General features: G+C 42.8%; 14 protein-coding genes. 11 read left to right on the top strand and 3 right to left on the bottom strand.

The window, feature by feature from the left end:
- Nucleotides 1-8: 8 nt before the first annotated feature.
- From JXR01_02200 to JXR01_02150, 11 genes are all read left to right on the top strand, one after another.
- Nucleotides 9-2,882: an isoleucine--tRNA ligase gene (locus JXR01_02200; GenBank protein QSH39100.1), complete on the top strand. Its 2,874-nt coding sequence runs from the start codon at nt 9-11 to the stop codon at nt 2,880-2,882.
- 4 nt (nt 2,883-2,886) lie between these two features.
- On the top strand, nt 2,887-3,459 hold the full coding sequence (locus JXR01_02195; GenBank protein ID QSH39099.1) for a recombination protein O N-terminal domain-containing protein: 573 nt from the start codon (nt 2,887-2,889) through the stop codon (nt 3,457-3,459).
- 57 nt (nt 3,460-3,516) lie between these two features.
- Nucleotides 3,517-5,496, top strand: a complete 1,980-nt coding sequence (locus JXR01_02190; protein QSH39098.1) for a hypothetical protein — start codon at nt 3,517-3,519, stop codon at nt 5,494-5,496.
- A 16-nt stretch (nt 5,497-5,512) separates the two neighbouring features.
- Nucleotides 5,513-6,817 (top strand): glycine--tRNA ligase, encoded by a 1,305-nt coding sequence (locus tag JXR01_02185; GenBank protein QSH39097.1) that lies wholly within the window; start codon nt 5,513-5,515, stop codon nt 6,815-6,817.
- A gap of 41 nt (nt 6,818-6,858) precedes the next feature.
- Entirely contained in the window at nt 6,859-7,914 is a 1,056-nt protein-coding gene (locus JXR01_02180; protein QSH39096.1) for an AI-2E family transporter, read from the top strand.
- The gene (locus JXR01_02175; GenBank protein QSH39095.1) at nt 7,901-9,352 is read left to right on the top strand and encodes a methionine--tRNA ligase; all 1,452 of its coding nucleotides are present in this window, start codon (nt 7,901-7,903) and stop codon (nt 9,350-9,352) included. Before JXR01_02180 ends, JXR01_02175 begins: the two co-directional genes overlap by 14 nt.
- Nucleotides 9,349-9,771, top strand: coding sequence for a hypothetical protein (locus JXR01_02170; protein QSH39094.1), 423 nt, complete (start codon nt 9,349-9,351; stop codon nt 9,769-9,771). Before JXR01_02175 ends, JXR01_02170 begins: the two co-directional genes overlap by 4 nt.
- Nucleotides 9,768-10,562, top strand: a complete 795-nt coding sequence (locus JXR01_02165; protein QSH39093.1) for a TatD family hydrolase — start codon at nt 9,768-9,770, stop codon at nt 10,560-10,562. Before JXR01_02170 ends, JXR01_02165 begins: the two co-directional genes overlap by 4 nt.
- Before the next feature lie 40 nt (nt 10,563-10,602).
- A complete protein-coding gene (locus JXR01_02160) occupies nt 10,603-11,136 on the top strand; it encodes a 30S ribosomal protein S6 (protein QSH39092.1) in 534 nt (177 codons plus the stop codon).
- 64 nt (nt 11,137-11,200) lie between these two features.
- Nucleotides 11,201-11,665, top strand: coding sequence for a single-stranded DNA-binding protein (locus tag JXR01_02155; protein QSH39091.1), 465 nt, complete (start codon nt 11,201-11,203; stop codon nt 11,663-11,665).
- Nucleotides 11,666-11,946: 281 nt separating this feature from the next.
- A complete protein-coding gene (locus tag JXR01_02150) occupies nt 11,947-12,147 on the top strand; it encodes a 30S ribosomal protein S18 (protein ID QSH39090.1) in 201 nt (66 codons plus the stop codon).
- 129 nt (nt 12,148-12,276) lie between these two features.
- Here the strand turns inward: JXR01_02150 and JXR01_02145 are convergent, their stop codons facing one another.
- The 3 genes from JXR01_02145 to JXR01_02135 all read right to left on the bottom strand — a co-directional run bounded on the left by JXR01_02145 (nt 12,277) and on the right by JXR01_02135 (nt 14,447).
- The gene (locus tag JXR01_02145; protein QSH39089.1) at nt 12,277-12,840 is read right to left on the bottom strand and encodes an elongation factor P; all 564 of its coding nucleotides are present in this window, start codon (nt 12,838-12,840) and stop codon (nt 12,277-12,279) included.
- Between the two features lie 94 nt (nt 12,841-12,934).
- Entirely contained in the window at nt 12,935-14,029 is a 1,095-nt protein-coding gene (recA, locus tag JXR01_02140; protein QSH39088.1) for a recombinase RecA, read from the bottom strand.
- 10 nt (nt 14,030-14,039) lie between these two features.
- Complete coding sequence (locus JXR01_02135; GenBank protein QSH39087.1) at nt 14,040-14,447, bottom strand: hypothetical protein; 408 nt, start codon at nt 14,445-14,447, stop codon at nt 14,040-14,042.
- Between the last annotated feature and the right edge of the window lie 3 nt (nt 14,448-14,450).

Raw genomic sequence — 14,450 nt, 5'->3', positions numbered from 1 at the left:
TAGTTCGTATGTCCGATAACTCAGATAGAAAAAAAAGTGATGTCGCCCTGCGCGAAGAAGAAACGTTGGAGTTCTGGAATGCGAACGACATTTTCAATAAATCAGTAGAGAAAGAAGCTCCAAACGGCGACTACGTTTTTTATGACGGACCCCCATTTGCAACAGGAGCACCTCATCACGGACACCTCATTGGAAGCTCTTTGAAGGATGCGGTGCCGCGCTATTGGACTATGAAGGGGTTTAGGGTAAAAAGACAATGGGGATGGGACTGTCATGGATTGCCGATTGAGAACATTGTTGAAAAAGAACTTGGTACTACTACTAAAAAAGAGATTGAAGAACTCGGTATAGTGAAATTCAACAATCTTTGTCGTGAGAAGATTTTTACATACGCTGAAGCTTGGAACGAATTCATCCCGCGTTTTGGGCGGTGGGCAGATATGGAGAATCCGTATCGCACCATGGACAAAAGCTATATGGAAAGCGAGTGGTGGGCTTTTAAAACACTGTACGAAAAAGGGTTGGTCTATGAAGACTATCGCTCAATGCATATTTGCCCAAGGTGTGAGACAACACTTGCACAATCGGAAGTTACTGAAGGGTATGCTGATATTAAAGATTTGGCAGTGACGGCTAAATTTAAGCTAAAAAATCCAGAAAAAATAGGGCTCTCGGGTGATGTATACCTGTTGGCATGGACTACTACGCCATGGACATTACCAGGTAATGTCGCACTTGCTGTAGGCAATGATATAGCGTATATCAACGCGAAATCAGAAGAGCATGAAGGTGAATACATCATGACGAAAAGTATTGTTGGCGAGGACAATCCTAGTCATTACAAAGAATGGAAGGGGAGCGAACTTGTTGGATTGGAATATGAGCCACCTTTTAGTTCATACGTGAGCGATGGGACTCTTAAAAATAGAGAAAATGCATGGAAGGTATATGCAACAGATTTTGTAAATACAGAAGACGGTACCGGAATTGTACATGTTGCGCCAGCATTCGGTGCCGATGACCTCGAACTTGCTCAAAAAGAAAATCTTCCTGTGCTTAAACATGTAGGCATGGACGGTATCATTGCGCCTGAAGTTACTGAATTGGCAGGACTCAGCGTAAAGCCAATTGATGACCATCAGTCGACCGATGTAGAGGTAATCAAATATCTTGCTGGTAAAGAGTTACTGTTTGCGAAAGAAAAATACGAACACTCGTATCCACACTGTTGGCGTTGTGACACCCCACTTATTAACTACGCAACCAGCTCATGGTTCGTAGCTGTTGAGAAAATAAAGCCCCAACTACTCGAGGAAGCAAAAAACATAAATTGGTCACCAGAACATATTAAAGACGGACGTTGGGGGCAATGGTTAGAAGGTGCGCGAGACTGGTCTATCTCTAGGCAGCGTTTTTGGGCTAATACAATTCCCGTATGGCGCTGTGAAAAATGTAATAAGGATAAAGTATTCGGTTCAGCAGCGGAACTTGAAAAAGAAAGCGGGAAAACAGTCGAAGATTTACATAAAGATGTAGTGGATGAAATAACTGTTCCATGTGAGTGCGCAGGTGTAATGAAGCGGGTGCCAGATGTGCTTGATACTTGGTTCAACTCTGGTTCAGTACCTTATGCTTCGTATCATTACCCATTCGAAAACAAAGATGTAGTTAATGCACGCATTCCTGCCGATTTCATTGCCGAAGGTCAAGATCAAATTTCTAAGTGGTTTTATTACCAACATGTATTAGGTACTGCGCTGTTTGGGAAAAACGTATTTAGTAATGTGGTAGTTAACGGCATTGTTCTCGCAGAAGATGGTAAAAAAATGAGCAAACGACTGCAAAATTATCCAGACCCAAAAAAAGTAATAGATGCATACGGTGCAGATGCTATGCGATTGTTCCTACTCTCTAGCACAGGGGTGAGGGCAGAAAACATGAGGTTTACTGAAGACGGAGTTGCTCAAGTTGCTTCAAAAGTTATAGGGCGCCTTGCAAATGTCTATTCATTCTACGAATTATATAAAGACAGCATTGAGCATGACCCGAAAAGCGATAGTACACATATTTTGGATCAGTGGATTGTTGCTCGCGCTCATGAGCTACATGCTCAAGTGACCAAATCAATGGATGCGTACGAACTTGATAGGGCAACACGTCCACTTGGTGATTTTGTAGACGATCTATCTACGTGGTACATACGACGTTCCAGAGATAGACTCAAGAGCGATGATACACAAGATATGCAGGCGGCTCTTTCAACAATTCGTTGGGTGTTGCGTAAATACGCAAAAATAAGTGCACCGTTTACACCATTTATTGCAGACTGGCTTTGGCAACACACAAAACGAGAAGACCTGCCTGCGCAGGCAGGTGACCCAGAAAGTGTGCATCTTGCACACTGGTGTCAGGTAAAAGAACCGCAAGAAGCTGTACTTGAGTCAATGAGTCGCGCGCGAGAAACCGTTTCTATTGCACTAGAGAAACGCGCAGAGGCTAAAATTAAGATTCGACAACCACTTACAGCATTGACTATAAAAGATGAACTCGCACCAGATTATCTCGAGCTCATTAAAGATGAAGTAAACGTGAAAGTGGCAACAGTGGATACATCAATAAAGGAAGCTGTTGAGCTTGATACGGTTATAACTAAGCAGCTACAGAAAGAGGGAGATATCCGCGAATTGATTCGGGAAATTCAAGGAGCACGTAAACAACAAAGTTTTGAATTAAATGATAAGGGTATCGTTACAATATCCGGACCAGCCGAGCTCATTGCAGCAGTTACTGAATATAAGGAAGAGATTGAATCTCAAACGAACACGGTAGTTTCTGCTAGCGTAACACAAGAAGAAACTTTGGTAGAAGTAGAGAAGAGCTAATTTCATGGCACACGACGTTCACACAACCAGTGCTTTTGTTTTAAGTAGCGCGAATGTACAAGACGCTGATAAGTTATTTTGGTTACTAACCGAAGATTTAGGGTTGGTTTTTGCCAGTGCCAGAAGCGTGAGAGAAGAAACATCTAAACTGCGGTACTCATTAGGTGATCTTTCATATACGCGCACATCACTTGTTCGTGGTCGCGGACTCTGGCGTCTTACTGGTGCTGAAAATAACCACAAAGAGAAACTACCACCTTCTGCAATTGAGATTTTTGGGCGTATTGCAACATTGGTTCGGCGCGTTATGCCGACAGATGAAGAAAATAAAGAGGTGTTCACCATAGTTAAAAAAGCATACGACACATTACTTATTGATGAGACAAATGGGAAGATGGTCGAAATACTTGCTGTTGCTCGGGTACTGTATCAGCTTGGATACTTATCACGTACTTCAGAGTACAAAGGAATCATCGACACCGACGATTTTAGTGACGAGACTATCACGAAGGCTTCTATTATCGAAAATAAAATGGTGGATGACATCAATTCAGGTCTTTCTGAAAGTCAGTTGTAGGAAGCTATCAACTGGCAGCTATGAACCATCATGTAGGTAGTTTGCTATACTTTAGCAATGAATACTGACGGAATAGAAAAGCCAGGCGATTCTTCGCCTGAGTTTAGTGATCCTGGAAGACTGGGACGTTTGAAAGATCAAATGTACTCAAGAAAAACGCAACCGGGAAAGCGCCCACGTCGTCGTCTTAGTGATGTTGAACGTAAGATAGCTGACGATTGGATTGAGCCAGCAAAAGCGAACGTACCGCCACAGGCGCCTCTTGTCACAAAAAGAAAAACATCAGTGCTTAGTATGTATTCACCGTCAGTCCTTTTGTTGGTTGCAGCGATTATTTTTACCGTTATAGCTGGGGGTATTGCTGTGTTCTTTTTAGCATCTGGCTCGAACACAATAACTGCTCAGAAGATACAAATAGACATAAATGGCCCACGAACAATTGAAGGTGGGGAAGTTGTTGAGCTACAAATAGCGGTGCAAAATAACAACAGTGCAACTCTTGAACTTGCTGATCTTATAGTGGAATACCCATCAGGAACTCGATTGCCATCTGACCCGAGTGTTCTAATGGAAACACAAAGAATTCCTCTCGGAACCATTGAGTCAGGAGGTACTCGAAACGGGACAGTTCGCGGTATTTTATTCGGACGTACCGGGGAACATCAGGATATTACTGTATCAGTTGAATACCGACTCAGCGGTTCAAGTGCACTCTTTGTTGCAGACTCAAAGCATTCGGTCCTGGTATCTTCTGGTACATTGGAAATCTCTCTTGATGCAAATTCGCAAGCAGTAGCAGGGCAGGCGGTAGACATGACCGCTACGGTAACGTCTCGCGCCAAAACAGTTGTGGACGATGTGGTTATGAGTGCATCATATCCGTTTGGATTTTCAGAGACTGCAACATCTCCTGAAAGAGGTTCTGGTGACTTGTGGCAGTTGGGGAGTATGGAGCCTGGTGAGACAAAGACGGTGCGTATTCTCGGCGTATTAGATGGGCAAACAGGTGACGCGCGAGTATTTAAATTTGTAGCGGGAACCCGCAGCGATAGGGCTTCAAAAAAAGTTGATGTTGTGCTTGCAGATTTTGAACAAGAAGTTAATGTGACTCGACCATTTCTTGGGATGACACTTGATTATAACGACCTACCCGCCGAAGAATATGTGGCGACAGCAGGGGAGATATTTCCAATACGACTTACGTGGACGAACAATTTAGCTATTTCGCTTTCTGATGTTGTGATTGCAGCAACACTGAGCGGCGATGGTTTGGATCCATTTAACATTTCTGCTGAACGTGGCTTTTTCCGATCAATCGATTCAGTCGTGCTGTGGGACAAGACAACAACAGGTGGCGTGCTTGAGCAAGTACCAGCTGGTGCAAGTGGAAGCTTTGTAATACGACTATCTCCTAAAACAATACAGAATTTAATAGGAACAGAGAATCCGACTATAAAAATCGAACTTCACGCTGCAGGACAGAGGCTTTCCGAAGGTTCAGTGCCAGAAACAATTCAATCAACAGTCAGTGAAAGTGTTAAAGTCAAAACAGACACGAGCATCACAGGCCGTGCACTCTATTTTGAAAACCCATTAGGAAGTGTAGGCCCACTGCCGCCAAAGGTAGAAAACGAAACGACATACGGAATTTTGTGGGAGATAGAGAACACATCAAATCTTGTAAAAGATGCAAAGATGACTGCAACGCTACCGCCATATGTACGGTGGCTTGGAACGGTGAGCCCTTCAGCAGAGTACGTTACCTTTAATGAAAATAACGGAGTTGTCACTTGGAATGTCGGAAAATTGTTTGCCAACACTGGCTTCAGGGGGCAGCCGCCACGGAGAATTGTATTCTCAATCGGATTAGTACCAAGTACAAGCCAAGTCGGTGAGGTGCCACCCATTGTTGAGAACCAAAAATTCACTGGCGTAGACGACTTCACTGATGCTCTTATCAATATTGAAATACCAGAATTAACAACGAATTTGGACGAAGTCGATTTCACCGACACGTATGGTGTGATTGTACGGTAGCGTGTATAGTTTCCTCATGGAAAAAGCAGAAAATACAACAATGGAAAAAATAGTGAGTCTGGCAAAGCGGCGAGGGTTTATTTTTCAAGGGTCTGATATTTATGGAGGGTTAGCCGGTACATACGACTATGGTCCATTAGGAGTTACCCTGAAGAATAATATAAAGAAATTGTGGTGGGATACATTTGTCGAAAAGCGAGACGATATGCATGGTCTTGATGCGTCTATTTTAATGAATGAGAAAGTGTGGGAAGTAAGTGGACATACTGGAGCGGGGTTCACTGATCCACTAGTAGAATGCGAGAAATGCAAAAGACGTTTTCGTGTAGATCATCTTGAGAACACGAGTGTATGCCCAGAGTGTAAGGGGGCACTTGGCGAAAAAAGAGATTTTAACCTCATGTTCGAAACTAAAGTTGGTGCCCAAGGGGATATGAAAAGCTATCTTCGGCCGGAAACTGCTCAAGGTATTTTTGTAAACTTCAAGAACGTTATAGATACTATGCGTCCTAAACTGCCGTTTGGTATTGCTCAAATAGGTAAGGCGTTTCGTAACGAGATAGCACCACGAGATTTTGTTTTTCGTACACGCGAATTCGAACAGATGGAAATCGAATATTTCGTTGAAGAGAATTCATGGCAAGCCGAATTTGAGAAGTGGCAAGAAACTATCCGTGACTTCTTGGGTAATTTAGGACTTTCGAGTGATAACCTAAGAGAAGTTGAAGTAGAAGGTAGCGATCTTGCGCATTACTCAAAGCGTACAATCGATTTCGAATACAATTATCCAGGCAAAGGCTTTGATGAATTGCTTGGGTTAGCATATCGAACAGACCATGATCTCAAGAGTCATATGGAAGGAAGTGGTGAAAAGATGGTCTACACACCAGTTGAGGGTACTCCGTTTATACCACATGTTATTGAGCCATCATTTGGTGTCGAGAGATTGTTAATGGCAGTTCTTTCAGACGCATACACAGAAGACGAAATGAACGGCGAAACTCGTGTGTTTTTGAAATTGAAACCGGAATTAGCACCAGTGAAGGTTGCAGTATTCCCACTTATGAAGAATCGTCCTGAACTTGTAGAAAAGGCACGTGAAATTTATTCAGAACTGAAAGAGACAATACCTCAGGTAATGTTTGATGATAATGGGAATGTAGGGAAGCGCTATCGCCGTCAAGATGAAATTGGTACGCCGTATTGTGTAACTGTAGACTTCGATACTCTTGGAGACAATACGGTCACTGTGCGAGATCGTGATACTGGAGAACAAAAGCGTATCGCCCTTACTGAGCTTACTTCGTTTGTCACCACGTAAAGCGTTTCGCCAAATTTGGTAACGCGTGCTATTCTTGTAGCATGAATGGAGCTACTTTCTCTATAACTACAGGGACCATTATTCGGGTTGTGCTTGTTTTGGCAGCAGCAACTTTGTTGTGGCAACTTCGTGAGCTAGCGCTCATTGTACTTACGTCAATTGTTATCGCGTCAGCTATTGAGCCAGCGGCCCGGGGATTAATGAAGTACAAAGTACCCCGTGTGTTAGCGGTATTAGTAGTATACGCCATGTTTTTTGGTACTTTTTTCGGTATCGTATTCTTTTTACTACCTCCGGTTCTCGACGAAACATCACTTTTGCTAGCCTCACTTCCTACCTACCTTGAGACTATTGGCGCCGCAGAAGCCATAAAAGGTGATGCAATACTAGAAACACGTTCCCTTATAAACAATTTCTCACTTGCCGATACAACACGAGATCTCAATACACTCCTTTCCGGACTTTCTTCGGGGAACTTTCTTGCCGCTATCAGTGTGATATTCGGTGGGGCAATAAGCTTCCTCCTCATCGTTGTCTTTTCATTTTATTTTGCAATTAACGAGAAAGGAATTGAAGAGTTCCTTCGGGTGATGACACCTATCAAGCACGAAAACTATGTGTTGGGATTATGGCGTCGTACACAGCGTAAAATAGGATTATGGATGCAAGGGCAGTTTTTGCTTGCGGTGCTCATTGGGGTCTTGACCTATTTAGGTCTTTCAATTTTAGGCATTCAGTACGCTCTTGTATTGGCAGTAATTGCAGGAATTATGGAACTTATCCCAGTATTTGGTCCAATTCTAGCGGCTATTCCTGCTGTTGCTATTGCGTTTGTAAACGGCGGGCCAGCTATAGCGTTGGTAGTAGTGGCACTCTTTTTGATTATTCAGCAGTTTGAAAATCATCTCATCTATCCTCTGGTGGTTACAAAAGTTGTTGGTGTACCGCCAATTCTCGTTATTCTCGCGTTGTTGATTGGAGCGAAGCTGGCAGGTATACTCGGCATCTTGCTTGCTGTACCTATTGTTGCAGGAGTACAGGAGGTATTTAACGATCTGGAAAAGGCTCGGCATATTCCTGAACATGAAAATGGCTAGTAAACCCCGCTACATAACAACAACACTCCCGTATGTAAATGCAGACCCACATATAGGGTTTGCGCTTGAGGTTGTACAAGCTGACACGTTGGCGCGATTTTGGCGACTTATGGAGGAAGAAGTTTTTTTTAGTACTGGTACCGATGAACACGGGCAAAAAATAGCCCAAAAGGCACAAGAAGCAGGGCGTGATACTCAAGAGTATGTCGACCATTTTGCTGCCGAATTCAATAAATTAAAAGACGCTTTGGCTCTCTCAAACGATTCTTTTATACGAACAACGAGTGATGCGCATAAAGCTGCAGCAGTTGAACTATGGAAGCGTTGTGAAGCAGCGGGAGACATATATAAAAAATCATACAAAGGGTTGTACTGCGTTGGTGACGAAATGTTCTTACGGGATGCGGATCTTGTTGATGGTAAGTGTCCTGCGCACCCAAGTATGGAGCCACAAGAAATCGAAGAAGAAAATTATTTCTTTGCATTACATAAGTATGAAGACGCTCTTATTGAGTATCTTAATGCTCCAGAATCAATACTGCCGCAATGGCGACGTGAAGAAGCGATTGCCTTTGTTAAAAACGGTCTTGAGGATTTGAGTATTTCTCGTGATGTGTCGCGTATGAATTGGGGAATACCGACTCCCGGAGATGAGTCACAGGTAATGTATGTATGGTTTGACGCTCTGTCTAATTATATTTCGACACTGGGTTGGCCACATGATGAGAAAGGAAATTACAAGAAGTTTTGGGAAGATGGTCAAACAACGCAAGTTGCTGGAAAGGACCAGATTCGATTTCAAAGTATTATATGGCAGGCGATGCTACTCTCAGCTGGGCTTCCGACAACCGATACTATCTTTTATCATGGATTTATTACCAGCGGGGGCCAAAAGATGAGTAAATCACTAGGAAATGTAATCAATCCTTTTGAGCTTGTAGAGAAATATGGAACTGACGCAACGCGTTTTATGCTGCTCCGGCATGTGCACCCTGTTGATGATTCAGATGTTACGTGGGAGCGTCTTGATGAATGGTACACAGCTGATTTGGTTAATGGTATAGGAAACCTCACTGCACGTATTATGAAGTTAGCAGAAACTCATTTAGACGTTGCAGTTGAGCGCCCTGAGGTAGTTGGATTTTCTAAAGAATATACTGAGACAATCGAGAACTTTAGAATGGATCAAGCGCTTGATTATGTGTGGAAGCAGATAGGTGAACTGGACGAAAAAATAACGACAACAGAACCATTTAAACTCGTAAAAGTTGATGTTGAAGCAGGGAAGGAGTTAATTCAAGAATTAACTCTAGAGTTATATGCAATTGGAAGATTACTGAACCCCTTTATGCCTGAGACGAATAGAATAATTAAGGAGGCAGTATTGGAGAATAAAAAGCCAGAAAATCTCTTTGGGAGATTACAACAAGTAGAATGATAGATACGACGTACCTTTCTGAGTTAGATCTACAAACGCTGGGGGAAGATCGAAAGTATTATGAGGAAGTTCTTGATAAGAAACCTCAGGTTTTCTTTAGGATTGGTGATCGTACGTCGATATCTAACCCAAGATTTTGGCCACCGAATAATCAAAAAGGATTCATTGGTTTTATAAAAGAATATGGAAGTCATGATATTCAAAAGCCACCCGTTTTTATAGAATCACGTATTCCGGTTCGTATTATTTCGCGAGAAGCTAGGAAACTAAAAGAAGTAACATTAGAAGAGTTGCATGCAGCGTATAAGGAAATTGGGAGTCATGAGGCGTTAGTTGAATGGTTGAGTTCAAAGTACCCGAATGAAGAGGTACATGAGGATTCGATACTAACTGTGTACGTGATAGAGTACATACTATGATTAAGTATATTGACACACATTCGCATCTGTTCGAGAAGAAATTTAATGAAGATAGGGAGGAAGTTCTAAAGCGAATGGCTGAAAACGAAGTTGGGACATTTGCAGTAGGGGTATCACTCGAAACTAGCAAACAAGCCGTTGCACTGGAGGAAAGTCATGAAAACATTCTTGGTGCGGTTATTGGTGTGCACCCTACAGACACAAACGAATCGTTTAATGCAAAAGAATATGAATCTATTCTTAACGATAAAGTTGTCGGTATAGGGGAGTGTGGACTCGATTATTACAGAACCCCTCAGGATGATGTGTACATTAGACAACGTGAGGTATTTGAAGCACAAGTTGTGTTCGCTGCAGAGAACGATTTACCGCTCATGCTGCATGTTCGACCAACAGAAGGTACCACTGATGCACATAAAGATGTGCTTGAAATACTTTCTTTGCATCAAGGTGCGTCTGGCGACAGTGTCCGTGGATGTAGTCACTTTTTTACCTCTACAAAGGAGATTGCGCGAGAATATCTTGAACTTGGTTTCTATATATCGTTTCCAGGAGTCGTTACGTTTGCATCTGAGCTCGAAGAAGTAGTTAGAGATGTGCCGCTTGATATGATGCTTGTGGAGACCGATTCACCCTACGCTGCACCGGTTCCCCACAGGGGCAAACGTAACGAGCCAGTGTTTGTTATTGACACTATACGGGCTATAGCAGATATACGAGGAGAAGATTTCGAGAAGGTAAGTGAGCAGCTATACAAGAATACCCAAACCCTCTTTTTGGCTGGTAAATAGCCTTGCTCAGTGCTACTGCCTGTGTTATTCTCACCGCACTATGACAGAAGAAAACAACAACGAAGCCACAGACGTACAAGTGTATGAACTTGGATATCACATCCTACCTACGGTAGTAGCTGACGACCTCGAAGGGGAAGTTGCGAAGATCCGAAGTGCAATTGAAGCACGTGGTGGTTCGTTTATCACTGAAGGAACGCCTGAAATGACAACTCTTTCATTTCCAATGTTCATCAACAACGGTGGTAAGAAAACACGGTATGAAACTGCATACTTTGGATGGATTAAGTTCGAAATGGATCCAGCAAAAGCAGTTGAGCTAGAAGAGGAAGACATGAAGATAAATGCTCAAGTGCTTCGCTACATTTTGATAAAAACAACACGCGAAGAGACACGCGCTCAACTTCAGACGGAGCAAAACACTATTTTGCGAGAAGTGAAGACAACTGGAACTATCGAACATAAGGTAGCTGAAGAAGAGGGTGGAGAAGTTTCAGAAGAGCAAGTTGAAGAAGCGATTGAAGAACTTGTTGGAGACGAAAAAGAAGAGAAAAAAGAAGAAGCTACAGTATAAATTACAAATGCGCCAGATGGCGCATTTTTTGATACAATACAGAGCAACTAACTAGCAATAACGTATGTATATAAACAAAGCAATGGTATACGGGAATTTAACCCGAGATCCTGAATTAAAGGCACTTCCAAGTGGAATACAAGTAGGGACATTCAGTATTGCCACAAATCGCGTGTACAAAGACAAAGAGGGAAACAAGAAGGAGCAAGCTGATTATCACAACATCGTGGTATTTGGACGCCAAGCAGAGCTTGTCGCGCAATATCTAAAAAAAGGAAACTCTGCGTTTGTCGAAGGGCGCATGCAAACTCGCAGTTGGGAACAGGACGGTGTAAAGAAGTATCGTACAGAGGTTGTAGCCGACCGTGTACAGTTTGGTCCACGAGGAGGCGCTCCAGGAACTGCAGGAGCACCTACGAATGCAAATACAGCCAAGGGTGACGAAAAGGCAGAACCAACAGCGCCAGCTGCAGGTGGGGGTATTGAGTATCCGGAGGAAGACATCGACCCAGACGACATCCCCTTTTAAGGTGAAGGACAGAGCTTTGTAAGGCAAAGCGCCAATCCTGAACTTATGTCGGCGTACTTAGGAGCGAAGCGATTTAGTACGAGCGACCAAGAACTTATGCAGCGCACTTCAGCGTTGTGTTGCACAAAAACGTCCTCACCGTATTTCCATACGGCTCGGACGTTTTTGTTTACACGCCTTGAATTGCATCTAAAACTGCAAAATTAGATGTATTGAGCTATCATTTAAAAAAGTCAAAACCCCTTGAAAACGCCCAGTAAAAGTGTATTATGCACGAGCTTATGACAGCAGATTATTTTTCACAAAACGGAATAAAGTATATCGACTATAAAGACGCCGACGTACTAAAGCAATTCCTAAACCCACACGGGCGCATTAAGTCACGTGCACAGACAAACCTTACTGCAAAGCATCAGCGTGACGTCACAACTGCTATAAAGCGGGCACGTGAAATGGGGCTTCTACCCTACATCATTAAGTAAATCTAAGAAGAAAAAACCTATACGAACGAATAAACCGCCAAAGTGCACAGCACTTTGGCGGTTTATTCGTTCTTTACCTATACACATCTCTGAACTTAGGACATCGGATGTCCTAAGTTAAGGAAGGTCCTAGACTCGTTCAACGTATTCTCCAGTCTCCGTATTTACGCGAATAGTGTCACCAGCTTCTATAAAGAGTGGGGTAGTAACGTTAAGGCCAGTTTCTAGTGTCACCACTTTGTTTCCGCCAGCCGAGGTATTTCCTCGTATGTTAGGTGGTGCCTCGATTACTTCCAGTTCAACTTTAATAGGAACACGAAGACCAATAATGTCATCTTCAAATACTTTAGCCTCTACGATGTCTTTTTCACGTATGTAGTTTAGTTTTTCTCCAATGAGCTCCTCAGGAAGAGAAAAGCGATCTTTTGGATTGTTTGGATCAGCGAACATAATCTCTCCGCGGTTCTCGTAGATAAACTGTATCTCCCGAATCGAAATATCTGCTTCAATTATTTTATCTGCCTGAGTATAGGTTTTTTCAACTGTAGAACCACTGCGTAAGTTCTTCATTTTTGCAGTGTTGTGAGGCTTTTGTCGCTGTTTCTTAACGACACCGCTGGTTGCCATAACTTCAAACGGATCACCATCTAAAATAATAAGCACTCCTGGTTTTACTTCTGTATATGAAAGCATATTGTGAGGGATTATACGGTTTTGGGAGTAATAAGTAAAATTTTAAACGCCTCAATTAATTGAGGCGTTTAAAAAGGCTTACGTGTGCATTTATTTAGACAGCGTCTTTGAGTTTGCCCTTAATTTCTTTAAGAACAGCACTCGCCACTTTCTTATTTTCATGCAAATAGGTACGTGCGGCATCATACCCACGACCCAGTGCAATGTCATCAAACTTGTATGATGCTCCCGATTTTTCGATAACCCCCATTTTCTCTCCAAGCGCTAAAAGCTCACCTTCACGCGAGATACCTTCATTGTAGAGGAGGTCAAATTCAGCAGTGCGGAATGGTGCAGCAACCTTGTTCTTCACAATCTTCACACGGTGGCGTCCTCCCATGATTTCAGTACCTTTTTTAATCTGTGCAATACGTCGGATATCAATTCGTACAGAACTATAGAATTTTAGAGCCTTACCACCAGTTGTTGTTTCTGGATTACCAAAGACCATTCCTATTTTCATGCGAACTTGGTTGATGAAAATAATCACCGTCTTACTTTTTGCAGAAATAGCAGTCAGTTTACGCATTGCTTGCGACATAAGGCGAGCTTGTTTTCCCATTTGGTGTGCACCCATATCTCCCTCGATCTCATCTTTTGGCGTAAGGGCTGCAACAGAGTCAACAACGATAATATCGATATTTCCTGAGCGAACCAAGCTTTCTACAATCTCAAGTGCCTGTTCTCCTGTGTCTGGTTGTGCAATAAGGAGGTCTTGGGTTTTTACACCGAGCTTTTTTGCGTACACTGGGTCAAGAGCATGCTCAGCATCTACGAAGGCACATACACCACCTAGCTTCTGAGCCTCAGCTATAGCGTGTAGAGAGAGGGTAGTCTTACCGGAAGACTCTGGTCCGTATACCTCAATAATACGTCCGCGTGGAAGCCCTCCAATGCCAAGTGCCCAGTCGATACCAATAGAACCAGTTGGAATAACGTCCACATCAACTTTTGCGTGTTCTCCCAGCATCATGATGGCTTCGTCACCGAACTTACTCTTTATATCTGCGATAGCTGCATCTACCTTTGTATTGCTCTTCTTCTCTGCAGGAGCTGCTGCTTTTTCTACAGTCTTGTCCTTCTTTTTCGTTTCGCTTGCTGTCGAAACTTTTTTCACTTTCTTCGCTACTTTCTTCTTTGCTGCACTCATATATACACAATTATTCTAATGATTCTTTTATAGTATCAGTTTCTTCCTGCTCGTGCTCGTTGGTATCTGCGGTAGGGATTTGATATACAACTTCAAGTACTTCTTGGGTTTTGTGGTCAAATTTATCTCGTGCTTCAAAAACAAAACGGTTTAATCCTTCCGCGAGAAGAAGTTTTTCAGTAAAGAGTCCTGTGTCGTCTATAAATACTGGGCGCCCACTTAAGGTAATCTCTACTACGTTTTTTACGGTCCCACTTATTTCTATGAGCTCATCGTGCACAGTGATTGCTTCTCCGTCTTGCAATACAATCTGTGGACCGTAGAGGATATTACGCGCCTCAAAGTACGCATAAAAAAGTAATACAACCACAAATGCTGCAAAGAGGTACTTAGTAAGTTTTGAGTGGTGGGGAAGCATAGA

It is taken from the genome of Candidatus Kaiserbacteria bacterium, assembly GCA_017134395.1.
Classification (GTDB): domain Bacteria; phylum Patescibacteriota; class Minisyncoccia; order Phycocordibacterales; family UBA2100; genus UBA2100.
The sequence above is the reverse complement of the archived record's forward strand: the minus strand, read 5'-3'. Positions and strand labels throughout refer to the sequence as shown.

What these genes read in the sequence shown, in the direction of transcription:
- JXR01_02200 (QSH39100.1), top strand. Translation starts at nt 9, where the DNA reads ATGTCCGATAACTCAGATAGAAAAAAAAGTGATGTCGCCCTGCGCGAA.
- JXR01_02195 (QSH39099.1), top strand. Translation starts at nt 2,887, where the DNA reads ATGGCACACGACGTTCACACAACCAGTGCTTTTGTTTTAAGTAGCGCG.
- JXR01_02190 (QSH39098.1), top strand. Translation starts at nt 3,517, where the DNA reads ATGAATACTGACGGAATAGAAAAGCCAGGCGATTCTTCGCCTGAGTTT.
- JXR01_02185 (QSH39097.1), top strand. Translation starts at nt 5,513, where the DNA reads ATGGAAAAAGCAGAAAATACAACAATGGAAAAAATAGTGAGTCTGGCA.
- JXR01_02180 (QSH39096.1), top strand. Translation starts at nt 6,859, where the DNA reads ATGAATGGAGCTACTTTCTCTATAACTACAGGGACCATTATTCGGGTT.
- JXR01_02175 (QSH39095.1), top strand. Translation starts at nt 7,901, where the DNA reads ATGAAAATGGCTAGTAAACCCCGCTACATAACAACAACACTCCCGTAT.
- JXR01_02170 (QSH39094.1), top strand. Translation starts at nt 9,349, where the DNA reads ATGATAGATACGACGTACCTTTCTGAGTTAGATCTACAAACGCTGGGG.
- JXR01_02165 (QSH39093.1), top strand. Translation starts at nt 9,768, where the DNA reads ATGATTAAGTATATTGACACACATTCGCATCTGTTCGAGAAGAAATTT.
- JXR01_02160 (QSH39092.1), top strand. Translation starts at nt 10,603, where the DNA reads ATGACAGAAGAAAACAACAACGAAGCCACAGACGTACAAGTGTATGAA.
- JXR01_02155 (QSH39091.1), top strand. Translation starts at nt 11,201, where the DNA reads ATGTATATAAACAAAGCAATGGTATACGGGAATTTAACCCGAGATCCT.
- JXR01_02150 (QSH39090.1), top strand. Translation starts at nt 11,947, where the DNA reads ATGACAGCAGATTATTTTTCACAAAACGGAATAAAGTATATCGACTAT.
- JXR01_02145 (QSH39089.1), bottom strand. Translation starts at nt 12,840, where the DNA reads ATGCTTTCATATACAGAAGTAAAACCAGGAGTGCTTATTATTTTAGAT.
- recA (QSH39088.1), bottom strand. Translation starts at nt 14,029, where the DNA reads ATGAGTGCAGCAAAGAAGAAAGTAGCGAAGAAAGTGAAAAAAGTTTCG.
- JXR01_02135 (QSH39087.1), bottom strand. Translation starts at nt 14,447, where the DNA reads ATGCTTCCCCACCACTCAAAACTTACTAAGTACCTCTTTGCAGCATTT.